The organism is Virgibacillus dokdonensis, assembly GCF_900166595.1.
In the GTDB taxonomy this organism is placed as follows: Bacteria; Bacillota; Bacilli; order Bacillales; family Amphibacillaceae; genus Virgibacillus; species Virgibacillus dokdonensis.
The window spans coordinates 1,656,230-1,680,666 of record NZ_LT745763.1 but is presented as its reverse complement, the minus strand read 5'-3'; the positions used below and the strand labels follow the sequence as shown (position 1 = coordinate 1,680,666).

Genomic DNA, 24,437 nt, shown 5'->3' with positions numbered 1-24,437 from the left:
CAATATACTTTTAAGCTTCCATAGAAAGAGCTGCTTCTTTTTGTTTGTTGTTTTCTTTTGTTTTCTTTTTTTCATAAGGTTGCATCCCAAATTCAGCTAATTCATCAGCTGTTAGCTTTCTCTCATAAGCTACAATACCATGCTTTCCTTCACCTTCTTTCCAATCCACAAATCCTTTGGGTTGAGAGTTGTCCCCTATCGGTCTTTCTTTCATTTCATACCAGAATAAGTTGTTCATTGTGTCCTTATTTTCTTCAAATTCATGCTGCTTAGTTTTTTGCTTATTAAACCCTTCTTCCATTGCTCCAATAAATTCTGTCGCTGTTTCTCTTACTTCTTGTAAAAGTTTTTCCTTGTCGTGTAAATCCTTGCCCTGAGTCCAATTTGCTAAATAACTAAGGGAGTAGTCACTTGTATCCATACCAAAGTAACTTGCTACAGTATAAGCAGTCATTTCTGTTTGGAATTCCTTTTCAGCAGTAGAAAGCTTCTGGTGATTTTTATGCTTTACGTGATGTAATTTTGCATGTGCTAATTCATGTAGCAATGTTTTAACATTCTGCAATTCACTATTCCGAGGATTTAAACCAATGTGCCCATTTTTTTTACCAGAATTGTCATAGTAAAAAGCTCCTTTTGCAGCACCTAGTTCCTCAAAAGGTTCTCCGACTGATATATTCATTTCATTGGCCATATTTTTGAGACTATCCAGGGTAGCTTTATAGTTTTCCACCTGTCCGTCTAACCGTTTATTTGGAAAGATATGAGGTAAATCACTTGATGTAGCTTCTGTTTGACTAATATCAAATACATGTCCCACTGAAAAAGAAAGACGGCTTCTTTTCTTCTCCAATTGATTTGCTTCTAATTTTTCTCTTTCTTCATCTGTTGCATCCTCTATACGTTTCCATTTCCCATCCTCTGTTTTAAACTTGGGATCCGTTTTATTTGGCACGAGGATTTGAATCCCTTTTTCCCTTTCTTTACCGGAAAACCATTATCCTTCCAAAACTTAGCACTGGCTACTGCTGTTGCTCCCTGAAATTGGCTGTGAATCAATGCTGTGTTTCTAAAGGAATACTGATGAAAATTTCCTATAAATGATAAATATTCTTTGAGACGTTCAGGAGTTGCAAAATAATCTTCAATATCCTGCTCTATTTCATTCGTCAAATGTTCAACTTGTTGCTTTTTATCTATTTTATTATTACGCGTATAATTATTTTCAACTCCAGTTAAAAACTCGCTCTGCTTGTAACGAGCTTCCATCGTTCTATTATTAGTCCTTTGAGTACTTGCTTCTTTTTTGCTGTTTTTTTGCTTTTCCGCTAATTCTTGATGCATTTTTCTTTCTTTTTCTAATTCTGTTTCTATATGCTGAAGTTTTTCCCGTTGAGCTGGCGATAGATCCATTTCTTTGATTTCATCCAATACTTCTCTCTTAAGCGCATAAACAACATCATAACCATATTTTTGTTCGAATTCCTTCGCTTTGGCTTCGTATTGCTGCTTGTTAAATGGAGTCGCTTCTTTTTGCTGATTTGGTTCAGGCTCACTTAACTCTTCCAAAACTTTTTGCATGAACAGCTTTTTAAAAGCTTCTCTGTCTTTATCACTGTCTAAATCATTCTCCACATTTTGCTTGTACAAGCCAGCAAATTCTTCAAGCTCATTGATCACCTGTTTTTCCATTGTTTCTAACTGCTCTTTTGGTAACTTCGATTTAAGTACGGCATCCCAATACTGCCTTTCTATTTTCTCACGCTCTTTTACATAGCCTTTTTGTTCTGGATACCTCTGTTCATTTTGCTTGGCAAATAGAAGCTCGCTATACTTTCTTCTTAAATTTTTTTCTGTGTTCATATCCTTACTCTCCCTTTCATTGTTATTAAAGATAAAAATCTCCTTTAAAATTTCATCCCTGCATTTTGTGAAAAAAAGCTGTGAACAGGAAGTACCTTGCTCACAGCTTTTTAGGGGGATAATATATCTATTTTTACTTTTGTTAATTTAACTTTTTAACGTTTTTAGCCAAGAAGTCGTCATCTTCAAGCGTGTGAAGGGTGAAATCCCAGCGGTAAGGTGGAGATGAATTGGCTTTCGGTCAAGTACGTCTTTAGACGTGCTAATTGACCGAACACAAGTTACCATAAGAGCATGAAGTGTTCTTTGAAAACTGGATATATGAGGTTGCATGGAGAAACTAATAATGCGAAAACCAAGCGAATCCTTCCATGCGTAAAATATCCAAGGTACGAAAGAAACTCCGATTCGTCGGACATCTAGGGCAGGAACTTCCCGAAGTAACGCTCATGGAGACGAAAGGTTGCTTTCGTCGTGGAAATGAGAAGCTCCCACTTCAAGCGAAGCTAAGTGGTGAGTAGTTCACATTCAACTGATTCTTCAGCTTTACGAATTGTTTCATCATCAAAATCTTCATGGTTTGAGTTCACAACACAACCTCCTAATAGTATAATTGTGATAATAAAAATTGTTGAAATAAAAAGTTTCATTCGTATCACATCCTTACAAGAAATAAGAATGGGAACAGATCCAGTAAAACCTGATACGGACGGAGATGGCGTTCCGACATATTGATCGAAACCCTAGAGTTAGTGATACAGATAGAGGAATTGAATTGGAGTTAGGCTTGTAAATATGGATACAAGGTGGTGTAACATATGAAAAAAAGTAAAAAATACATTTTAACTGATGAGTATTTACAAGATGTCTTAGTGAGGTTGGCTCATCATTCATCTGCAATAGAGGGGAACACAATTAGTTTAGCTGATACAGTTTCCATTATTCTTCACGATACAATACCAGGAAACACTTCAAAAAGAGAATATTTTGAAATAGAAAACCATCGAGAAGCATTTAGATATGTCATTGATCATGTTGCAAATGGAGTAGAGATGTCTATTACCGTTATTAAGGACATACATGAAAGACTAACGGATCGCTTATTAGTAGATAAAGGACAATTTAAACAATCAGAGAATGCTATTTTGGGGGCTGAATTCCCTACAGCAAGCCCCCGGGAAACTCCTACATTAATGAAACAATGGGTAGATAACTTGAATTACCAGTTGAAACAGAAAGATATAATAAGTGTTGTTGGTGACTTTCACATCCAATTTGAACGCATACATCCTTTTTCTGATGGTAATGGCCGAACAGGTCGAATGTTAATGAATTATTCGCTACTTGAAAAGGGGAGTCCTCCATTAATTATAAGAGCAGAAGACAAGGCGGAATATGTAAATATACTAGCTAATAGTGATATAGCTAAGTTTACTCAGTTTGCTACTCAAAGAATACAAGAAGAGTCTAAACGTTTAGAACGTTTCATGAATATGAATGAAAAGGCAATAAGCGATCCAAAAAGTACAAAGAATCATGATTTAGAATTATAGCGTGTAAAAAGCTTCAAAAACGTTTTTGATTGCATACAAAACGCATTCTAAATATATACAACATATAATTACAGACCACCCGTTCTGAACTGCACCCCAATTTTTAGACACAACTCTAATAAATGGAGGTGCAGTTTTTTATGGCTAAATTCACCAATGTTGAAAAAATACAAGCAGTCATTCGCTATCAAAGTGGTGCAGAAGGCGTAAAGTCAATGGCTAAATCCATAGGAGTTGACCATTCAGTCCTCTTAAATTGGATTAAACAATATGAATATCACGGAGAAAAAGCTTTTGAAAAATGCTATACATCTTACACATTGCAGTATAAACTAGATGTACTTAATTATATGAACGAACAAGGGACATCTATCCGGGAAACAGCAGCGATCTTTAATATTTCTACACATTCCACGCTTTTACAATGGAAAAAGCAATTGGAAGCAGAAGGAATAGATGCCCTAGAACCAAAGAAAAAGGGGCGTCCATCCATGAAAAAAAGTTCTGATCATACATCTAAAAAGCAAAAGCCGGATGAAGGGACTCCGGAAGCATTACAAGCAGAAATAGATCGTTTACGCATGGAGAATGCCTATTTAAAAAAGTTGAATGCCTTAGTTCAAAACAAGGAGAAATTACCAAACAGGACAAAGCGCAAGTAGTCTATGAACTAAGGCATGAATTCCCTGTGAAGGCACTTCTGCAGCTGGCAGAGATTCCACGTAGCACGTACTACTATATAGTAAGTAAATTCGGACTTCCGGATAAAGATGTGGAGTTGAAAAAGCTGATTCAAGCTATCTACGATGAGCATCAAGGACGTTATGGATACCGCCGTATCCGGGACGAGCTATGGAATCGAGGGCATAAGGTAAACCATAAAAAAGTCCAACGCATCATGAAAGAATTAGGTTTAAAAAGCCTAGTTCGAATGAAAAAATATCGCTCTTACAAAGGAAAGGTTGGCAATATCGCACCAAATATTTTAGATCGGAACTTTAATGCCGAAAAGCCAAATCAAAAATGGGTAACGGATATTACAGAGTTTAAATTATTTGGGGAGAAACTCTATCTTTCACCTATACTGGATTTATATAATGGGGAAATCATTGCCTATACAATCGACTCTAGACCTACTTATTCACTTGTATCGGAAATGTTGGAGAAATCATTTAAACGGTTATCAGAGGAAGATGCACTGCTTATTCATTCGGATCAAGGCTGGCATTATCAAATGAAACAATATCAGCACGCCTTGAGAGAAAGATTGATTACGCAAAGTATGTCACGTAAAGGCAACTGTTATGATAATGCCGTTATTGAAAACTTCTTTGGCATTATGAAATCAGAATTTCTTTATTTAAATGAATTCGAAAGTATAGAGCATTTTAAGCAAGAGCTAGAAAAATATATAGAATACTATAACAACAAACGAATCAAGGCAAAACTAAAAGGCCTGAGCCCGGTACAATACCGAATTCAGACTTTAATAGCTGCTTAGTAAAATTATCTGTCTAACTTTATGGGGTCACTTCAGAAACTGGTGGTTTGACCCAGCCCTATACATAAATGAATAGGCTTTTTCATCTAAAATAAGCAAGGGTATCTAGTTTTATCAACATAATGTTTAAAAACTAGCGAAAGACGTGTATCATGTTCACCTACCATTGAGGGCGACTTATGTTATTTTGTGCCGTGGGATGTGAAGTAGTAAAACAATCACTAGCTTAAAAATTATAATTTCATTTTCTTGGATGTCACTAATTTGAAAATGCCCCACGCCATTAAAGATACTATAAAACTTTCTAGCAAGGTTCTACCGCTTAATTTAACAGTTAAAAACGCAAATATAATAAAAGTACCATTTCCTAGAATCGCTTGTATAGAACCCTCTTTCAATGTTAATCACCTCCTTTTTCCCTAATTGTAACAATTGAAATCTTTCTTTTCTTACAAAGATCACCACATGCCTTTAACTCGTCTCGATTATGATTGCAGGAGGTGTTTTTATTATGAGCAAAAGCTTGCTATGTATTGAATGTTTAGAAACACGATTTTCATCCTGAGTTTTTACTCATGTTTATTTTTATTTGTTTTATGAAAATTAGACCGAATCGCTTGATTTGTTTTAAAGGTTGGCAAAAAGAATGCGCAAGCCAGAAAAATACCAAAGAAAATTAAAGGTTGATTCCCCGATATAAACCACTCCGTGCAATATATAGATGATTGATAATCCTACTACAAGCGTGATATTATCTCTTATATTTATTGCTTTTATTCTTTTTTCATCGTTATAATAAGATCTAATCTTTTTTGCTGTTAAATATAAATAAATCGCCAAAAATAGAAATACAATTAAAAGAACAATCCACCTGTTTTTTACTCCGAATAAATCAAACGATATAATGCCTCCAAATACTAATACAATTATTAAAACTTTAGAATACCCCATATAAACAACAGATTGAACACTTTTACTAGTTTCACTAGAAGATTTATCATTAAAGTAATCATCAATCAAATCATTAAATTCTTCCTTTGTTAAGCAATCCTCTTCTACATCTTTTTGTTGAAAATGACTTAACAGCTTTTTCATCCTCACTTCAACATAAATATTTATCATCATGAAAATGATGCCTACACCAAATAGATAAATATATGGGATATGAACTAAGTTACTTAGTGCAAAAAAATTAAAAAATAAAACAAAACACCGTGACATAAAATCTATAATGGACAATTTCCTAACCGTTCCACTTAGTATCTTCTTTGAATTCTCTATCATTGAAGTTGTAAAGAGAATAGAGATAAAAGGGGTAAAAAACCACAGAGCTGCAATGCTATTTAATCCAAAGAGATATACAAGTAGGATCAGAATAAAATTGTTTATATGAAAAACTGTATTATAAAACATCAAAATATTTAGTTTTCTATTCATTTTTACATATTCCTCTCCATCATCTTACTCAAGATCCATATTTTATGAAAATGATACCACGTTAATTTGCTTCATACTTTACGTATACCATTTATTGTAATTGATAAAAATTAATTAGTTACTTATAATAAGAACAAACGTTCTAAAAGGTGATAAAATGAATAGAGAACTCAAACAACTCGCTGTGAACTTTATAGCCATGCCTCTTGCAATAGCTGTATTTAAACACGACCAACAATATTTTGATGGTTTTCAAGATCCCGACTTTTATCTGGACTTTACGGATGAAGCCATTAGACTTATTGGAATAGATTTAGCTGCCACTAAAAGGCAACTGTATAGCCAATACCATTTGGATATTAAAAGGATTGGCAAAGCCACATATAAGTGGCAGCATAAAAATAAAACCGGGGTTTGGGAATATACGCCACATCAACTGCGAGAAATGACCGCTAAAATTTGTACCAGATATTTATATAAGGCTGTGGGCTTTGAGCAAAAGAGAGCGACTTATGTTAATTTTATACCGCCGGATGTGGAGTAATAAAATGGTGTATTTAATAAATTCCTAGATTGTAAAATTAAGCGAGACACCAAAAAAGACATGTCATGATATACTCAACGAATAACCAACCAAAGTTAAGGAGAGTGTATCTGACATGTCCTACACCCATCTTACCAAAACAGAACTGGTATTCATAGAGGAATATCATGAATTCGGCCTTTCTGGTCGAAAAATTGCCAATAAATTAAAGCGTGGCCATGAAGCTGTTTATCGTGTTATTAGACAACTGAAAGAAGGACTTACTGCGATAGACGTTTATCTACAATATCAAGCGAATAAAGCGACATGTGGTCGTAAAAAGATTCAATTAACACCTAACGAAAAAGCCTATATTCATGAAAAAGTCCGCGATGGCTGGACGCCTGATGTAATAATCGGACGAAACGAAAAGACTATCTCCTGCAGCATGCGCACGCTTTATCGAAAGTTTTCATCAGGCGAATTTAACCAAAATGATTTACCTATGCAAGGCAAACGCAAACCAAATGGTCACCAGGAAAGAAGAGGAAAACAAAAATTTCGCCGCACCATCCTTGATCGTGATCACGATCACCCAAATTACAAGAAAGAATTTGGTCATCTAGAAGGAGATACCATTGTGGGACGTCATCACAAGAGCGCTGTCATCACGCTTGTTGAGCGTTTAACAAAATGCATCATCGCAATTAAACCAGCTGGTAGACAGGCAACCAATATTGAAACATCGCTCAATCAATGGTTTGAGCGATTACCTAAACACTTATTTAAGTCCATTATCTTTGACTGCGGGAAAGAGTTTTCCAATTGGAAATCCATCAGCAATGAACAAGATGTTGATATTTATTTTGCAGATCCTGGAACGCCATCCCAAAGGGGGCTAAATGAGCATTCCAACGGTCTTCTGAGAAAGAATGGGCTACCAAAAGAAATGGACTTTAATCCTGTGTCACAAGAGTATATTTCTGAGGTTGCACTCCGACGGAATAACATACCAAGGAAATCATTGAAATACAAAACACCAATGGAGTGTTTCATAGATTATGTCGGTCAGGATTTTGATAAAAGCATGTTGTCTCGCTTAATTTGACAAATCAAAATTAAAAATTATTATTTCATTTTTTTCCAAAAGAATCTATGTTTAAGATTTGCAAAAAGAGAAAGACTAAGTTTTTCTCTTTTTTATTTTTTCTTGAGCTTTGAATTGTATTCACTCACATATTTTCTTTAAATATTGATTTTACTTTATTCTTAAAATCAATGTCGGTGGCTATACTGAATATGAAATTATTAAAGATATTTTGTATCCAATATGAATCTTCGGCTTTTTCATCACGCATGAATAGCGAAATAACAATAGAGTGCTCTGCGTTTTCTTTATACAAAGAAGAAGTTAACACAAATGGAGTTGCTCCTCCTTTATACCAGAAATAATTATCTTGATTTCCTTTTATATTTTCCCCAATTAATATTTCACTAAATAATTTTTTCTCTTCATCACTAAGAATCTCTTTTCCAAGTTTATACATAAGGTCTACGTAATCCTTTGTAGTAGAAGATGGAAGCTTCTCAGTTATTAAATACTGAATTTTCCGACTTAACATTCGTGATGTTTTTTCTTTTAAATCTTCACATTCTCCTTGTTCCGTTTTCTTAAATAGTTCTTCTGATAATGATTGGTAGGAAGCGGACTTCATAGTTTCCATCTTTGTAGTTGCTATTTTCTTCTTATCTGATAAATATCCCGGCATTAATACGGAAGGCGTTAGATAAATGATTTTATCGTGTGTATTAATTTGCAAATCACTTAAGCTCTCATTAATAACATCTAACCCAATTCTATTCATTAGATAATCTGTACAAGCATTTGAACTAAATTGCATCATTCCTTTAGCTACGTCTAACAATGATACTTCACTAGAATTATCTATGGATTTTTTCCATTCAGGATGTGCCCCACCATCAGTATTTACAACATAAAACTTGTCAATATAGCTGAGACTCACTTTTTCAGATAAAGAAAGTTTACAGGTTGTAACCAATCTGACAAAATTAAAAGCAATTATTATCTTTACTGTACTTGCCAGTGGGAATTTAACATTTTGATTAAATGTTAAAGTGTCATGTCCATCTTCTTTTATAGTGATTGATAAGTTATCTTTATGTTTCTCTAAATATTCTAGCAAATCATATTCATTATTCTTTAAATTTCGTTTATACTGTTTTATACCAACAAGAAAACTTATAAAAACCATAACAATTACTATTAACGATAATATTATAACGACCATAGTTTCTAGTCACCTACCTTTGTGTCTTCTCTCAAACACACATTATTTATACACTTATTTACTGGTACTAAATTCCTTCTTTTGGCTATGAAATCATAAATCACATTACCAATTCCTAGCCATTTTGATAAGTAAAGAATAGGAGTTAAAAACCATAGTGGAATAATTCTCTTAGTAAGTTCTGTAAAAGAATCTACTCCATTTTGTATCTTGCTATTCTTAACCTTTAGACTATGCATACGTTTTTCTAATTCATTTAAATTAAGGCTCTCATTTTTAATGTTACTGTTATCTCTAAAATCAACATATGTAATTAAGCCAAACCAGTCAAGTCGTTGTAAATTTGATACAGTAGTTAAGCACAGTACACACCATCCGTCATAAAATACGATAAGCTTATAGTTCTGTAGATGCCTTTTGAAAAATCGTTTGTATAAGTAAGCAACCATTATTTGATCTTAATGCCTGTTTTTTGGAGTTTGTTATAAAACGAATAGTATTCTTCATTTGTAAATAGCAATGCTTCAACGGCAATCATAATTAGAGAGAAAGTATATAACTGTATACTGATTCCAATCCCTATATGAAACATACAAATACAAGAAACAATAAATATTTTTGTTTTATTATTAAATATCATGAATGCAAATGCGTATTTTACGAAAATACTTGCATAAGTAAGTATTACTCCTAAATAAACAAGGGAGCCTGTAGCTAGTTTTTCAAAAATAGGAGAGGACATTGTTTGAACTTGCGAAATATAATATAAAGCCGTCCCTGATAACCAAGTTTCGCCCATTAACTGATAAGTTGCCGAAACCATATAAACTATTATAACTTGAGCAACTATAAAAAAACACTGAAAATTCATGCAAAATGAAGGTTAGATTTTTCAAATTTGGGTGTTTTGACTTTCTATTCTTAATGTTCTGTTCGAAAGAAAAGTACTTTGTACAATCAGTAAATATCAAGAAAAACAATGCGATTATCATTAAATTGTCTCCACCATCTCCAATATGGTTAAAACGGATATATAGAGAATAATAAAAGATAAAATTTAATATACTGCTTAACCTTCCCTTTACTCCTAAGGTATATAAAATAGCAACTACTATCCCAACGTTGTAAACTACATCAAAGTACATTGTTGAATTGGAGATATCATAAAGGGATACTCCACTATTTCCAAATGTAGCATAACCATTATTGGTGAAAAGTAAATGGCGTTGGCTATATAATATCACGTAGTTGTATAAGATAATAATACCAAAAATAATTCGTAAGATACTCGTCCCTATAGTAAATCTTTCTTTAGAAAAATAGTCAATTACTCTTTCAGCATTCATTGCTATTACACTTCCTTAATACATTTGAGAAACGTCACTAATTTCTGTCCAATCAAAGGTTTTATTATATTCTATCTTTCTTTCATAATTTTTATCATTTCTTTTAGAAAAAGGGACTGTTTCATATAAAAACTTGCTCAAAGCTTTTTTAGGGGGATAACCTATATTATTACCTTACCATGTAAATCATTGATTTTCGTATAGAATTCGTATTCAAAAAGTATAATTATTATATCCTTGATCATTGTTTTGCTATCTTAATAGTCACAATCTTCATCTTTACACTCTTCTTTCATATCTGGAAATTTTTCGCCTGTTCCAACACTCCCAATTTCAAAGTTGTTGTTAACATCCATATCAATGGAAAAGTTCGCTTCTTTGTTATTATTAACTATGCCTCTGATCATAAATCCTGCCATTGGACTACTATAATTATCACTAAACTCTATTTTATCAATATTTTTATAGTTGTTTTTAAGGTAACTTTCCGCTGTATTTTTTGCTTTTCGAATGGTATTTTCATCCAAGGTTTCTTTATTTGAGTTCACAACACAACCTCCTAATAGTGTAGTGATAATAAAAATTGTTGAAATGAAAAGTTTTTTCATCGTATCACTTCCTAACAAATTAACTAATAACAAAAAATGGTTAATTATTACAGCAAAAGCCAGAGTGATTCTTGATAACTCGAGTTATCTACCTTATTTCAACAAATTAAAAATAAAAAAGCTTGGAACAAAAAAATGCATTGCTCAAAGCTTTTGAGAGATAGAACAGATGACCTTATATCAATAATATACTAGGAGTTTTATTTTATATGTATCATATCTTCTTCTAATAGTCGCAAACCTTTCCTTCACGTTTTAGAGTAATCTGTAAAAACTACATATGTTTCCAAGCAACTATCAACAGCAAGATTTTATAGCATTTTGGGTAGATTTCAATAATTACAGTCTTTTTCTTTACATTGCTCTTTTTCTTCCGGAAAATTCTTGCTTTTTACCACAAGACTTCTAACCTTTAATTTATCAGTAAAGGTTATAGAAAATTCTTCATTACCATTAACTTTACCATCAACTGTCATACTTCCCATAGGCGATTGATATAGCTCACCTAATTCAATATCTTCGACGCCATGATAATTATTGATTAAATAACTCTTAACAATTGACTTTGCTTTTTCTGATGTTTCATCATCATAAGTTTTTTGACTAGAGTTCACATTACAACCTCCTAATAGTATAATAAATATAATTAAAACAATATTAAATATTTTCAAAGCGGTTCACCTCATCTAATTAAAATAATAAGGGGCAGGATAAATTGAATAATCACATTAAAGATTTAGAGGCTGCTACTATATCTGAAAATACATATCAAGATGACGTTCTACAAATAAAAATAAAGATAAGTGATGACGTAAAAACTTCTTGGTATCCTATCGAAACCATTAAAAGCGCTGATACTGGATTAGACGGTTATGTGCTCAAAAACCCCGCCACAAATGAAATCGTTATCAGTTTCAGGGGCACAGAGCCAGATTCTCTTAAAGATTATGAAGAGGATCTTCATGGAATTATTCTTGGTGATTACGATTATACCAAAAAAGAACATGGAAAAACACCTTATTTAGGAACCCCATCTCAAGACGCTGCTTTAACAACGGGGAAGGCAAAACTTAACTCCAAAGATAAAACCCTCACGTATACAAATAAAAACCAATTTACAGAAGCTGCGCCCATTGTTGAAAAATATGTTAAAAAGCATGGTGCAAACAATATCGTTTTTACCGGACATTCTTTAGGGGGAGGTCTTGCCCAATATTTCGCTGTCAAACATGACTCAAACGCGGTTACGTTTGCTTCAGCTGACGTGTTTGATCTGTTATCCAAAGAAGATCAAGAACGGGCTTTAAATGGGGAATTTAAAGATAATATTATTTCTTACACATACCATGACGACTTCGTGGGAACGTTTTACGAGCACTCTGTTGGTTCTGTATATTATGTCGGTGATCCAGCAGTGAACAACGGAAAAACTCTTAAGACACATCGTATCAAGAACTACGTAAGTGAGGATATGTATAATGAAGAAGGATATTTCCTTCCCCACTTATTATATGGTGAAAAAATTAAAGGGCAGTTACAATCCTCGCCACTGGAATTGAAAAATAGGGGCGTTCATGACTTTCATATCCGTATTCAAACAGAGCTTATGCATCAATTAGCCATGGAAATGGAGGAAAGCGAAGAACTAATTGCAACTACAAGAGCTGCGCTAATTCGATTACTGGACGATCATCTAGATTCAATGAAACAATTAAGAAATACATATAGAAACATAGTTGGTTTAGGAAACTACGATAAATTAAATACCTCTCATGTGGATGAAATATTTCGTGAATTAACAAATATTGGAACAGATGGAATTCCTTCTTTGATCGATATAAATGAGTTTGAACATCTTTTGGAAAAGCTTCGAAAGAATCAAAATGATACAGGAGAAATAGCTTACCATATGGTTAAAATGAGTAAAAATTTTAAACAAATCGATCAAATACTTGCTCAATGGCTACATATACGTTAATAAGGGATGGTGAAACAATGAGTAGTAGAAGTGATTGGTGGAAAGATTACCTAGAAACTAAAGCACAGAAAGAAGCGTTAGAGAAGCAAATTAAACAGAACTTAGAAGAAAATGTGGACATTACAAAGATGCAATTAGAGCACAGTTACGCTGTTTTGTCACTTTTACAAAAACATCAGGTTATTTTAAGCAAAATCAACCAATATTTTGACGGAAAAGCAAATCACGCCTTAATGGAACGCTTTATAGATAATATAACTCAACTCAAAGAAATGAATCGTATTTACAAGGAAAACTATGAAAATATTCAACTTAAACAATGGTTTTGGTAGGAATCAATCTTAATAAGTGAATCCATTCATTGAAAAGAAAAAGCTTTGAACAAAAGCACAGAAAATATATACAATTATATACTTGGTCTGTCATATTTAACTGGTATCAGGAGGGTTACACATTATTAACATTGACACAATTATTAAAGAGTTGGTAAAAGACATTAAAAAGGAAACAAAATACAAAAGAAAAAATGCTCAATTTATTAAAAGCCAACAAATTTTTTTAGAATGGAAAAACAGATATAAATTAAGCGATTCTAAATTAGAAAACCATTTACTCTTACATTCAAATAAAAATAGATGAACTAGAGTCATACTCTATTAAACATTTTTTAAAGTCCGTTATTCCTTCTACAATTGTTTCTATCCCTATAGCATTTTTAGCTTTTTTATTTACGCTTTCCCTTAAAGATACAGATTCCTGGAAAGATGGGATAGGTACTGTTATGAATATGATTTTTTCTGCATACGGCATGATAGCCCTTGTTTTATTTTTAGTCGGGATTATAATGTATAAAGGTATTTTTTGTACATTATAAATTTACGTTCGAATTTTCAGATAGAGTGTATTATAAATTAATCCAAACTATAATTTATGATCATTTAATTAAAATTAAATTCAACTACTCAGAGATTACTAGATTAAATAAATAACAATTGGATCCATTAGTATACAATGAGCTGTAGTTAAATCTAAATTTAAGTTACAGCTCTAATTTCACAAAAAATAGAAAACTACGATTTCCCCCTGTTCCTCTTCGGGAATTCAAAGGTTATTTTCCCTCCTAAATCCAACATTAAATACGCATCAAACTTCTTCCTTTTCTTACTTTTAAATCCCTTAATCAAATTCGTTCGCTTTCCTTTTAAAAGAGATTGAACAGCTGTTTGCGGCAACTTCTTCGTTAATATTGTTTTAGGCAGGCTAAATGTACATCCCTCTTGGTAGCCACTACATCCGTAAAATTTCCCCTTATCTTGCAGTTTACCGGTTTGACACATGGGACAATCGCCAACATAGGATTGCTCTGATACCTGGTTGATTTCACCTTTTAGCGTTGCTAATTGATTAGGTGCTTGTTCCAATAAATAAGTAACGAATTTCTTTATATTAGCTACAAATTTATCTTGAGATCCTTCCTTTCTCCCTATTTTCGCTAGATAAGTTTCCCATTTTGCTGTCATTTCTGGACTAGCTAGTAATGTCCCATCTACAGCTTGGCAAAGGATTTTCCCTTTTGATGTTACGTACACCACATTTTTCTTTATTTCAATATACTGCTGGTGTTTTAACGTTTCAATAATACTTGCCCTAGTAGCCTCTGTTCCAATGCCTTCCTTTTGTTTTAAAATATGCTTTGCTTCTTCATCCTCAACGTCCTTTCCCGCATGTTTCATCACCTGAATTAAATTACCCTCCGTATACGGTTTAGGAGGTTGCGTTTTTCCTTCTTTTATAAATACATCGACCATGCAAGCATCTCCTTGCTTCATGGCAGGAAGCTGCGCAGGTTGTTCCTTTTGCTTCTGTTGCTTCTCCTGTGGAAATAACACCTTCCATCCTCGATTCGTTTCTACTTTCCCAGTTTTATAAAAGCTTAACCCTTGCACATCAATGATTACTTTTGTTTCTTCATATTCATAATCGGGTGCAAACATGGCCAAGGTTGTTGCTAAAATTTCTCGATACACATCCCTTTCTTTTTCTGTCAAACGTTCCAGCTGTGGAACTTGTTTGGTTGGAATGATGGCGTAGTGCTCTTGTACCTTCGAGCTATCCACGTACGCTTTTCTTGCTGCTGGATACTTCACAGAAAAAGAAATACCTAAAGACTCTTGATAGGCAGTCAAGTTTTGCTTCACATAAATAAATTCATTCTCTGTAATAAAGTGACAGTCCGTTCGAGGATAAGTGACCAATTTCTTTTCATACAAGCCTTGAACAATCTCCAGTACCATAGATGGACTATACTTCCGTTGTTTGTTCATCTTTGTTTGTAACGTAGATAAAGAGTGCAGCTTCGGAGCTCTCGTTTTCTTTTGTGCCTTTTCTAGTTCTTTTACTTTCCCATCCTGCTCACCTTCTTGAATACCATGGGACTGTAAAATATCCATCGCTTTTTGTTTGGTATCATAGCGCTGATTATGTTTAGCTTCAAAGCTTTGCTCATGCACCGTCAAATTTCCTGCGAGCTCAAAAAATGGCTGGGACGTAAAGTTTGCAATTTCTTCTTGACGTTTATAAATCAAATAGAGCGTTGGTGTTTGTACGCGCCCAACACTAAATACCCCTTGTAACCCTTTCTTTTGTAAAAGCAACGTGTATAAACGAGAAGCATTCATGCCAACTAACCAATCACTATACTGTCTTGTTTGTGCTTCTTTATACAAAGCAATGTAGTTATTGCCATCTTGTAAGCGTTGCAATCCTTTTTCAATCTCTTCGACTTCCAAAGAATTGATCCACAATCGTTTTATCGGTTTATGGTTTGCACCAGCTTGTTGCAAAATACTTCTTGCAATATTTTCTCCTTCCCTGTCACTATCTGTAGCGATAATAATTCCTTTCACTTGGTTGCATAAACGCTTCACCACTTGAAATTGTTTCTGCTTATCTTTAGCTACTTGAAACTGAAACGCCTCAGGCATAATAGGCAACTTATTCAAATCCCATTTCTTCCAACTCTGATTATATGCTTCAGGAGGCACAAGCTCCACTAAGTGACCAAATCCCCAAGTAATATATGCTTTTTCTCCATTAAAAAAACGACTATCTTGCACTTCCAGATACCCGTCTCGTTTGCTTACATTTTGAAACACATTGCCATAAGCTTTTCCTTGACTTGGTTTTTCGGCTAAGATTAGTATGTTTCCCATTTAGATATTTCTCCCTCTTTCTCACTCATAATTCCAGCTCAAATGCCATTTGTTTACCTCTTTTTATCTTAGCCTGTTTTTGAACAAAACTGCTATAATCTTCATTTCTACATACATATTCAGGAATATATTTTGCAAATGAATAAACACTTTCTTTTCCGACAATAAAATGATCTAAAAACTGTATATTCAGTTTTTCCAATACCTCTTTCAGACCTTTGGTAATTTGTTTATCTTCAGGACTTGGTTCAGGAGCTCATCAGGAGTAAAATACTAAAAATACTTTAACATCAATACTTTTACTCTAAGAACATATATTTAACGCATTAAATTAAACAGAAAAATACAATATAATTGTTAGAAGACAATTGACTACAGCCAATAAAAATATACCATAAATAAAAAACCTAACTCCTGTTTTATATTTTATCGAGGAATTAGGCTTTTAGTCTGCTACAATCGCACCCTTTAGTTGAATAGTTCTAGCTTGAAATTAAATGCTTTTTAATATTCTGCTAGAAGGTTCAAGAAGTATATTATAAAAACGATTAGAGCAAGAGTACACCTCTTACGCTTGCTCTACATCCCTTTCTCCTAAAAGTTAACGGTTCATTTCACGTTGCAGTATTTCAAAAAATAACGTCACATGGTAACCATCTACTGTTGCGTGATGAACCTTAATATTCACTGGCATTAACAACTGTGAACCAACTTTTTCGTACTTTCCACTGGTAATCATTGGTGTTAAATTATTTTTGATAGCTCCTGAATGAGATGAAAAATGTTCAAAATGCATCCAAGGAATTGATGAAATATTCATCACGTTGGGGGGAGCATCTCCCATTGGTGCGATATCTGTTGTATTTGCATAGTATTTTATAAGCTTTCTGTACTCACGGTTAACAGATTTATAATCCGTTAATCCTTCCAACCATAAACTATAAAATAACTTAGTTTCTTGATTAAAAGCCGTAAACGTTGGCACTAATTCTTGCCATTCTACTAATTGCTTATCTATGTGGGCATACCTCAAATTCGGAATTTCGTTAACCGATCTAGTTAAATTAAAAATAGAGTAAGCATAAAAACTTATAGATTCGTCTTTGCATTTTTTAACTGCTTGGGTAACATCTATTTTTACTGTCATTTCAAACATTGTATCTATCGCCATAAAATAATCATAATAGTTTCTTCTTGGAAAACTTTCTAAATCAATGACTTGATAAGTTGTCATCTATTCCAACCTTTCATTTAATATATTTAATTATTGTAATATCAATGCATTGTTGATATTAGCATTAAAATCAAAAGTACGAAGTTAAATGGGTTAACCGGTATCAATGCTGTCGAATTTTTAGTCCTAATAACAAAGCAAATTGTATCGCTTGAGAGGATGATACTATACATCCTTTTAAGTTCTCTATTGAAACAGTTAAAGAATCAAAATTGGATGAACTTATATCAATTCCTTTTAATGGTGTCTCTTCAAAACTCGCGCCATTAAGATTGCATGAAAGAAATTCTACTTTTTTAAGCTTACACTTATAAAGGTCAGCGCTTTCTAACGCAACATCATCAAAAATCACCTTTTCAAGTTTTGAGCTACCGAACGTAACCATATTAAGAATTGATTCCCTAAATCTTGTATTACCGATATAAGACTCTGTTAGGTTGCTGCCTAGCAACTTACAATTAAGAAACTCAACTCGATTCATGGATGCATGACTCAAATCAGCATTAGATAAATCACAATTCTCAAAAACCACATCGGTAAGATCAATTCGGTTAAAATCCGTATTTGTGAAATTACAATTCCTAATCACTGTTTTATATAGTCGCACTCGATCCAGTGCTTCGTTGGAAAAATTAGAATCCGTAACCATACACATTTCAAATTCCGGATCTTCTTCATAAAAAATATCTGTAAATCTCCTGTCTCTTAGATCTTCAGGTATCTTGGGTGTGTCAATTTTCACTGTATACTCACCTGCTTTCAAGGTATTTAATTCATTTAAAAGATGTCTGGATACAAATATAAAGGAACTAGCGTTCTATTTCAAGACTTGACTTCTATGTATTTTCTGATATATAGAGATCAAGAAGCATACCTTAACTGAAATTGTTTTGAATTCTATAAATACCTTTTGTTGAAAATAGATCTCGTAAATTATATTTCTTAAGTTTATTTTAACACATACCCATAGCGAAAGTTTACACTAATTCGACGAAATAATAGTTATAAGACATACAATAACGCTAAAACAGTTTGCCATGTCTCATAAACTCCCAAATGAACTTGTTCTTTAAATGTTCGTTTTCTTCTTCTAATGACTTTAATACGGTTTTTTAAGTTCTTTATTAATACATCCTCTGAACGGCGTTTTTTACTTGGTTTGCTTGGAGATACTTCACTTATTTGCACCCCTATTAAGGTCTCCACCCTAGTTCTGATGTCTTTTTGTGCAACAGGATTAAAATTAATTCTCTCTTTTTTTCAATGCTATCTCTAAAATAGTCCTTTCAATCCATATTCTTGTTCTAGGACTTTTCTTTTGATAGTTGAATTATGGCAATTGTTTTACTCTTTCTAGTCATCTTAATTTGTCTCCTTTAACGAATGAAAAATTTGCTCTAATTTAATCTTAAAAAGTTTATTAGTTGTTATTCATCCGTATTACCACCGTACTCTATACGAATAAGCAGTTCCTTTAACATAAGAACATCTTTATCTTCTGGATGCTCTTGCATAAACTCCAGTAATTCCTTATGACTAGCCACTCCAAAATAATCTAAAATACTCTGTTCTTTGTTTCTCACTCCAACCATTCCTTTCCCATTTTTTTACGAAACCATTTCGAGGCATTTATATTTATCTTTTATGATTTGCTTTATTTAATAAACGCTTTTTTTCTTAGTACTTCCTTTGGAGATTGTTCAGGATTAATCTTGATAATAAACTGTTCTAGTTCGTATCTATTCAATAGTTTTACTCCACACGCTTTAGCAAGCTCTTTTGCCTGCTTTGTATAAAAAGAATTGGTAATTACCCAAGCCTCATCTGCTTGATAAAACGCTTGTGCTGCATACACTTCTCTTACAGCATCCATACTAACACGATTCTTATAGCCGTATCGTTTTGCTTGTATGACAACTTTATTCTTCCCTTGTAAAATGACATCCGCCCCATAATCTCCAGATTCTTGCGTAACTAAAGGACAATAACCCAACTTTTTAAACAATACTTTGAGATACGCTTCAAATTGAAATCCATCCATACGATCAATATCTTTTATTCCTAACTGCGCCATTCGCTTTGTTACTTTCCACTTTAAAAACTGTTTATAGAACAATGAACTACACTTTACAGCAAGTATAGTTAAAATACAAAAAAACCATCATTATAGCAAGTAGTTCATTTTGCTGAAACCATTCCAACATGTTGTTTCCCCCTTAGTTATTTTTGTTCCATCATTCTGTCAAATTCTTCAATGTTTCGTTCACGTTTATAGTCATGATAAGTTTTCCTTAGACTGTTGTTTAACCTCATCAAAGAATAGTTAATATTTGTTCCCAAGCATGCGGGACATACGTAAAATTAGAATATGGACGACCTTGCTTTTTTTGATAAAAACGCTTAGCACGATCTTCTTTTATCTGTTCTCTCATTTCTGTTAAAACAGCATTTCCCATGCGCTTTTTTAAATCGTTTATTTTTGTCTGTTTATATGCTTCATGCTTGCTATCTTCTCCGTATAATCGTTTAGAAATTTCCACTTGCTCATCTAATAGTTGGTTCAATTCCTGCATTTCTGTTGCATGATTCATTTCTAAATAAATTAAACCATCTCATCAATGTATGGCCTTGCATCATTAACAGACTCATAGCCATACCTCCATTGCCGTAAATCTTTTGGCAAATGAGTCAATGCTTGCATGTACAATTTCTTTGGGCGTTTAAAGGTTGCTAGTGCATTAGCTGTTCTTTTTTAGAATGAACAGCACCACGAATTAACGCATCGATTCGATTGTATTCTTTACTACGATCTAACATTTGGTTGGCAACCTTGGATTTCATTTTGTTTAAAGAACTTTGCTTTCTGTTGCCACGAAACTGTTCTATCCACATATCATTTTCTTCATCATAAAAGCGCACAGTTTCTCTCGTTGGCTTCGGCTCAATCATTGCAATATGCACGTGAATATTATCAGTATTATGATGAATGGCAGCTGCCCAAACAGTTGTATCATTCATCTTTTCGGCCTGGAGCATTTCCTTTACTGCACCTCTGACAATATTCTTCATGCGCCGTTCATCTAACTGTTTTGTTTTCGAATTATATAAACCTTGTTCTTCTAAAAAAGCATTATCAAACGAAAGGACATCCTGCCACATAGGGGAGCCTTTTTTCTGACCCAGTTGAAACTGTTGCTTCATTTCTTTTTTTGTTTATCATCTAATATATTATGATGCTGCGTAAACAGTTCTCCTTGCTTTTCTTCCTCCCCCATGTATTCCATATAGTGGTGAAATATCTGAAAGTCATCCTCATGATCACGCTTAAAGTTCAATTGCTGTTTTACTTTCGCTTCATCTCTATCGATATTTTAATATAATCTTGATACTCTTTGGATTCGGCCATCACAAATTTACTGACTAAAACAATACCTGGACTGGACAAATAATCACCTCAAAAAAAGACTTCCACACTTTAGTGTAGAAATCTCCTTTCATTCATTTTAATTATCTTATAAACATTGCTGGTATTCCTAAAACCATGATAGCTATACCAGTTATTAATGATGGATATATTATATAAGATGGTAAATCTAACTGTGGAATAATAACACTTAATAAAATACCTAATGTAGACATCAATATAACATAAGTATCTTTTCTATTTCTTATTTTCATGTTCATCTCCTTACACCGAACTTTGTGAACTCTTCTTTAAGGTTTTATTATGAACTATTATTTTCTACTACTTATAGACTACTGAATACCGAATTTAATCACCCATAATATTTAATTATATTTCGATTTTATTTTTGGAATGACTTTATAAAGAAATGGTGTTAAAGCTAAATTATGTTGTAATTGATTATTGGCTATTTTATTTTTTGCTGAATCAAAGTCTAAGCTATCCATTAAATCATCAATAAAAGGAATGTCATTAGGGCTTGTGCTTGAATATGCCTCTACTGACTTTTCAAAAATCGTCGAATTTAACCCCCAATCTTGTGCGATTTTGTATATATCACTTCTCTTTTTATCGTTTTTCCAATTTTCAAATGCTTCGTCAAAGTTGATCTCACTTGATATGTTACCAGGCTCAAGTTCTTCCATCACAAATTCTTTTAATAATTCCGCCTGTTCATGATCCCCCATATTACTTAGCTCTTCAATTTGCTGGTAAATAATTCGTAATGTTTCCGTATCTACCGTCTGCTTTCCGTTAGATGAGGTGGTCTTGGAACCAATTAAATTTAGTATATGGCTTGCATCAATTACTTGTGTACCTGCTAATTTCGTTTTTCCAACTAGCACATTTCCAGGTGTAGAAGGCGCTGCTTTCCCCGGTTCCCACGTAATATTTTTATATGCGCCTACATAGCGCATCCACGTATGCTCATCAAGTCCAAAAGCAACGTCATCCCATTTATATTCATAATACTGTTGAACTAAATGAAGTTGCTCAGCCGCATCTTTATAAGCAAGAATAAATGCTTCTTTCTTCTCTTCATCGTGTATAATTGTTTGCCAACTCGTTGGGTCAGGTAGAGTTGGAATCATTTCACTTATGTTTAGTGCTAGTTTTTCCACTGCTGTTTGATATGGTTCTACAATTGCTTTACTACTCTTTCCGCCACTTCCATATAACCTCAATGCTTGATTTACGATTTCTTCAGTTATTCTAGGGTACTGAAAATTTATAATAGAGCCAAATTCTTTGTTCCAGCCATATACACGATTCGTTCTCGAGTACGCTTGAATTAAGCCTTGTAATTCGAGTGAACGATCAACATACAGTGTATTTAAACGCTTTGAATCATAGCCTGTCAAGAGTTGATCTGCTACTATGACAAGGTCGATATTTTTTGGATGACGTCCACTACCACCACGTGTCGCTCTCACTACAACATCTTCAAAGTAAGCTTCTTCACCATGCTTTTTATCTCCTGCGACAAATTCGATTCCAGTAAATGCAGCATAATCTTTAAACATTTCTTCTACAATAAGTGGATCTAGCGGCTCAGGATCATCTTCATTACCGAAACTAAACGTCATCGCCACATTCAATGATTTTCCCTTTTTTTTCATCTGTTTCTTGAATTCATGATAATAAGCAATGACTCGTTTCTTATAAGCAACGGTTAAAATTGCATTAAACTTTCTACCTTGTGATTGAGATTCCCAATTACTCAATATTTCTTCGACAACACGTGGAATATGCGTTTCATCATGATAATTAAGGATATTTCTTTGTTTTGCCTGTTTTTCAACTTCTAATTCAGACCAGCTGTATACAAGTCGCTCGACTTCTCTTTCAACTACATCAGGTTGCTCTTCTTTCATCTCAGATATGATTTGTTCTCTTAAACTATCATAGCTTTCAAATTCACCTGTGTTAATATAATCGACATGAAAACCTAATACGTTCTTATCAGCAATTGCTTCATCAATGGTATATTGATGTAATAATGGTCCAAATAACTTCTCCGTTGTATTAATAACTTCACTTTTTTCATTGATTTTTCCTTTTACTTTATTTTCATCAAACAAGGGTGTTCCAGTATAACCAAAAAACAAACTATTTTTCTTAAAATATCGCTTGATTGTTCCCATCATTTGTCCCATTGTCGTCCGATGGGCTTCGTCGATAATAAAAACCATTCGTTTCTCGGCTAAATTATTATCTTGCGCTTCTTCTAATTCTTTAACTAAAGTATTTAGTTTAAATGTTGTTGTAACGACAATTCCATTATTGACTGATGTTAACTTTTTCCTTAGTTGATACGTGTGTTTTGTATCATCAACTGAAACGGACTCGTATGCTGCGTACGCTTTAAAATTTTCACTTGTGCGGTTATCCAATTCTTTTCTATCAACGAGAAAAACGACCTTATCGAATCCTACACGAGTTGATAAGAATAGAGCTGTTTTAAAACTTGTAATCGTTTTTCCAGAACCTGTCGTATGCCAAACAAATCCTCCATGTGGGATTCTATCTTTATTATCCCAACCAAAAGCAGCAGCTTCAACTGCTTGTAATGCATGAACTTGATACGAACGCATCAGCATATGACGTCTATTCTCTTCTTCACGCGCTTCATCAATGACTAGATAATCTCCAACCATTTGGTGCGCCATGGGAATCATTAGAAATTGGCTAATGACTTCTTCCCAATTATTAACGGGTCGATTGTTTTTATCTGCCCAATGGAAAACAAAACTTGGGTTAAAATCGTGCACCGTTTTAGGTGTCGCAAAATAGCGTGTGGCAATTTCTGATGTAATCACCATCATTTGCGAAAATGCCATGAAGTTATATGTATACTCTCCATCTTGGTAATACCTTTTAAATTGTCGAAAAGCTTCGTCTAATGTTTTATCTGTACGCTTTTGCTCAATATTGATTAAAGGCAATCCATTAATAAGCAAAGTGATATCAAAACGATTACCATTCTCTGACTCTACTTCTCTGGCAATACGATAACTTGAATCCCCACCACGTACTTCCGCCTTTTTAAAAATAGTTAATGTAATTTGTTTTCTCGTCACATCAGGGTGATTATCACGATAAATCCCATCAATCTTGCCTTTTGATCCCTCCATCGCTAATAGTTTTGCTGCTTCAAAACTATTAGCGATTTGGTTAACTTTTGTCATCACTTGACCAAACTCATTATCTGTTAGTGGAACACCTTCTAATTGGTCCACATTGATACGATTTAACTCACTACGCCAATGGTTAATTAAATGTTGAACGGTTACCTTTTGTTTATTTCCATTCAGTTCCTCAGGCGCTTCCCATTTATACTTCTGTAGTCTCTTAATAAAACTTTCTTGAAACGTCTTCTCAGTAGCGTTTTTCGGTGCATTGCTCAT

General features: G+C 33.6%; 29 protein-coding genes and 1 pseudogene. 7 read left to right on the top strand and 23 right to left on the bottom strand.

Features of this window, described 5'->3' with window-relative positions; translation table 11 throughout:
* Positions 1-10 precede the first annotated feature (10 nt).
* Complete coding sequence (locus B2C77_RS09315) at positions 11-955, bottom strand: ImmA/IrrE family metallo-endopeptidase (protein WP_077703363.1); 945 nt, start codon at positions 953-955, stop codon at positions 11-13.
* A complete protein-coding gene (locus B2C77_RS09310) occupies positions 898-1,692 on the bottom strand; it encodes an ArdC-like ssDNA-binding domain-containing protein (RefSeq protein WP_141130713.1) in 795 nt (264 codons plus the stop codon). Before B2C77_RS09310 ends, B2C77_RS09315 begins: the two co-directional genes overlap by 58 nt.
* Positions 1,693-2,234: 542 nt before the next feature.
* Here B2C77_RS09310 and B2C77_RS21650 point away from each other — a divergent pair.
* From B2C77_RS21650 to B2C77_RS09300, 3 genes are all read left to right on the top strand, one after another.
* Positions 2,235-2,384: a hypothetical protein gene (locus tag B2C77_RS21650; protein ID WP_176087306.1), complete on the top strand. Its 150-nt coding sequence runs from the start codon at positions 2,235-2,237 to the stop codon at positions 2,382-2,384.
* 297 nt (positions 2,385-2,681) lie between these two features.
* Positions 2,682-3,416 carry a Fic family protein gene (locus B2C77_RS09305; protein WP_077703361.1) on the top strand — a complete coding sequence of 245 codons (735 nt, stop codon included), beginning with the start codon at positions 2,682-2,684 and terminating at the stop codon, positions 3,414-3,416.
* A 140-nt stretch (positions 3,417-3,556) separates the two neighbouring features.
* A protein-coding gene (locus tag B2C77_RS09300; protein WP_101933566.1) for an IS3 family transposase occupies positions 3,557-4,917 on the top strand; the annotation gives its coding sequence in 2 pieces (ribosomal slippage) (positions 3,557-4,013 and positions 4,013-4,917; 1,362 coding nt in all).
* 233 nt (positions 4,918-5,150) lie between these two features.
* On the opposite strand, the gene B2C77_RS21645 is transcribed toward B2C77_RS09300, so the two are convergent.
* Entirely contained in the window at positions 5,151-5,315 is a 165-nt protein-coding gene (locus B2C77_RS21645) for a hypothetical protein (protein ID WP_170875258.1), read from the bottom strand.
* 229 nt (positions 5,316-5,544) lie between these two features.
* Complete coding sequence (locus B2C77_RS09295) at positions 5,545-6,354, bottom strand: hypothetical protein (protein WP_077703360.1); 810 nt, start codon at positions 6,352-6,354, stop codon at positions 5,545-5,547.
* A gap of 157 nt (positions 6,355-6,511) precedes the next feature.
* Between B2C77_RS09295 and B2C77_RS09290 the strand changes: the two genes are divergently transcribed.
* On the top strand, positions 6,512-6,898 hold the full coding sequence (locus B2C77_RS09290; protein ID WP_077703359.1) for a YhjD family protein: 387 nt from the start codon (positions 6,512-6,514) through the stop codon (positions 6,896-6,898).
* A 115-nt stretch (positions 6,899-7,013) separates the two neighbouring features.
* Positions 7,014-7,985 (top strand): IS30 family transposase, encoded by a 972-nt coding sequence (locus B2C77_RS09285; RefSeq protein WP_077702006.1) that lies wholly within the window; start codon positions 7,014-7,016, stop codon positions 7,983-7,985.
* A 124-nt stretch (positions 7,986-8,109) separates the two neighbouring features.
* On the opposite strand, the gene B2C77_RS09280 is transcribed toward B2C77_RS09285, so the two are convergent.
* From B2C77_RS09280 to B2C77_RS09260, 5 genes are all read right to left on the bottom strand, one after another.
* Positions 8,110-9,186, bottom strand: a complete 1,077-nt coding sequence (locus B2C77_RS09280; RefSeq protein WP_077703358.1) for a serine hydrolase — start codon at positions 9,184-9,186, stop codon at positions 8,110-8,112.
* Between the two features lie 5 nt (positions 9,187-9,191).
* Positions 9,192-9,635: a thiol-disulfide oxidoreductase DCC family protein gene (locus B2C77_RS09275; protein ID WP_077703357.1), complete on the bottom strand. Its 444-nt coding sequence runs from the start codon at positions 9,633-9,635 to the stop codon at positions 9,192-9,194.
* The gene (locus B2C77_RS09270) at positions 9,635-10,009 is read right to left on the bottom strand and encodes an HTTM domain-containing protein (RefSeq protein ID WP_077703356.1); all 375 of its coding nucleotides are present in this window, start codon (positions 10,007-10,009) and stop codon (positions 9,635-9,637) included. The genes B2C77_RS09275 and B2C77_RS09270 overlap by 1 nt, the downstream gene beginning before the upstream one ends.
* 780 nt (positions 10,010-10,789) lie before the next feature.
* Complete coding sequence (locus B2C77_RS09265; RefSeq protein WP_176087305.1) at positions 10,790-11,080, bottom strand: DUF1433 domain-containing protein; 291 nt, start codon at positions 11,078-11,080, stop codon at positions 10,790-10,792.
* Between the two features lie 392 nt (positions 11,081-11,472).
* Positions 11,473-11,754, bottom strand: coding sequence for a hypothetical protein (locus B2C77_RS09260; RefSeq protein WP_077703354.1), 282 nt, complete (start codon positions 11,752-11,754; stop codon positions 11,473-11,475).
* 101 nt (positions 11,755-11,855) lie between these two features.
* Between B2C77_RS09260 and B2C77_RS09255 the strand changes: the two genes are divergently transcribed.
* On the top strand, positions 11,856-13,118 hold the full coding sequence (locus B2C77_RS09255; RefSeq protein ID WP_077703353.1) for a Tle-like phospholipase domain-containing protein: 1,263 nt from the start codon (positions 11,856-11,858) through the stop codon (positions 13,116-13,118).
* A gap of 17 nt (positions 13,119-13,135) precedes the next feature.
* Positions 13,136-13,450, top strand: coding sequence for a hypothetical protein (locus B2C77_RS09250; RefSeq protein WP_077703352.1), 315 nt, complete (start codon positions 13,136-13,138; stop codon positions 13,448-13,450).
* A gap of 289 nt (positions 13,451-13,739) precedes the next feature.
* Here the strand turns inward: B2C77_RS09250 and B2C77_RS21640 are convergent, their stop codons facing one another.
* The 14 genes and pseudogenes from B2C77_RS21640 to B2C77_RS09205 form a co-directional block, all read right to left on the bottom strand.
* Positions 13,740-13,928 (bottom strand): hypothetical protein, encoded by a 189-nt coding sequence (locus B2C77_RS21640; protein WP_077703351.1) that lies wholly within the window; start codon positions 13,926-13,928, stop codon positions 13,740-13,742.
* Between the two features lie 260 nt (positions 13,929-14,188).
* Complete coding sequence (locus B2C77_RS09240) at positions 14,189-16,330, bottom strand: type IA DNA topoisomerase (RefSeq protein WP_077703350.1); 2,142 nt, start codon at positions 16,328-16,330, stop codon at positions 14,189-14,191.
* A 25-nt stretch (positions 16,331-16,355) separates the two neighbouring features.
* Positions 16,356-16,571 (bottom strand): annotated as a pseudogene (locus B2C77_RS09235) (JAB domain-containing protein); the annotation flags it as partial.
* Positions 16,572-16,931: 360 nt separating this feature from the next.
* Positions 16,932-17,564: a CatA-like O-acetyltransferase gene (locus B2C77_RS09230; RefSeq protein ID WP_077703348.1), complete on the bottom strand. Its 633-nt coding sequence runs from the start codon at positions 17,562-17,564 to the stop codon at positions 16,932-16,934.
* Positions 17,565-17,667: 103 nt separating this feature from the next.
* The gene (locus B2C77_RS09225) at positions 17,668-18,306 is read right to left on the bottom strand and encodes a pentapeptide repeat-containing protein (protein ID WP_077703347.1); all 639 of its coding nucleotides are present in this window, start codon (positions 18,304-18,306) and stop codon (positions 17,668-17,670) included.
* A 260-nt stretch (positions 18,307-18,566) separates the two neighbouring features.
* On the bottom strand, positions 18,567-18,770 hold the full coding sequence (locus B2C77_RS22055; RefSeq protein ID WP_254843962.1) for a hypothetical protein: 204 nt from the start codon (positions 18,768-18,770) through the stop codon (positions 18,567-18,569).
* Positions 18,771-18,991: 221 nt separating this feature from the next.
* Positions 18,992-19,156, bottom strand: a complete 165-nt coding sequence (locus B2C77_RS21635) for a hypothetical protein (protein WP_176087304.1) — start codon at positions 19,154-19,156, stop codon at positions 18,992-18,994.
* Between the two features lie 62 nt (positions 19,157-19,218).
* Entirely contained in the window at positions 19,219-19,680 is a 462-nt protein-coding gene (locus tag B2C77_RS09215) for a restriction endonuclease (protein ID WP_438272961.1), read from the bottom strand.
* 196 nt (positions 19,681-19,876) lie between these two features.
* Positions 19,877-20,155, bottom strand: a complete 279-nt coding sequence (gene mobL, locus B2C77_RS22050) for a relaxase MobL (protein ID WP_254843961.1) — start codon at positions 20,153-20,155, stop codon at positions 19,877-19,879.
* 11 nt (positions 20,156-20,166) lie between these two features.
* Complete coding sequence (locus B2C77_RS22510) at positions 20,167-20,265, bottom strand: hypothetical protein (protein WP_367946640.1); 99 nt, start codon at positions 20,263-20,265, stop codon at positions 20,167-20,169.
* A gap of 29 nt (positions 20,266-20,294) precedes the next feature.
* Positions 20,295-20,765: a relaxase MobL gene (gene mobL, locus B2C77_RS22045; RefSeq protein ID WP_254843960.1), complete on the bottom strand. Its 471-nt coding sequence runs from the start codon at positions 20,763-20,765 to the stop codon at positions 20,295-20,297.
* Positions 20,762-20,899: a hypothetical protein gene (locus B2C77_RS22040; protein ID WP_254843959.1), complete on the bottom strand. Its 138-nt coding sequence runs from the start codon at positions 20,897-20,899 to the stop codon at positions 20,762-20,764. The genes mobL (B2C77_RS22045) and B2C77_RS22040 overlap by 4 nt, the downstream gene beginning before the upstream one ends.
* A 172-nt stretch (positions 20,900-21,071) precedes the next feature.
* On the bottom strand, positions 21,072-21,242 hold the full coding sequence (locus B2C77_RS21630) for a hypothetical protein (RefSeq protein ID WP_176087303.1): 171 nt from the start codon (positions 21,240-21,242) through the stop codon (positions 21,072-21,074).
* Between the two features lie 111 nt (positions 21,243-21,353).
* Complete coding sequence (locus B2C77_RS09205) at positions 21,354-24,437, bottom strand: type I restriction endonuclease subunit R (RefSeq protein WP_077703346.1); 3,084 nt, start codon at positions 24,435-24,437, stop codon at positions 21,354-21,356.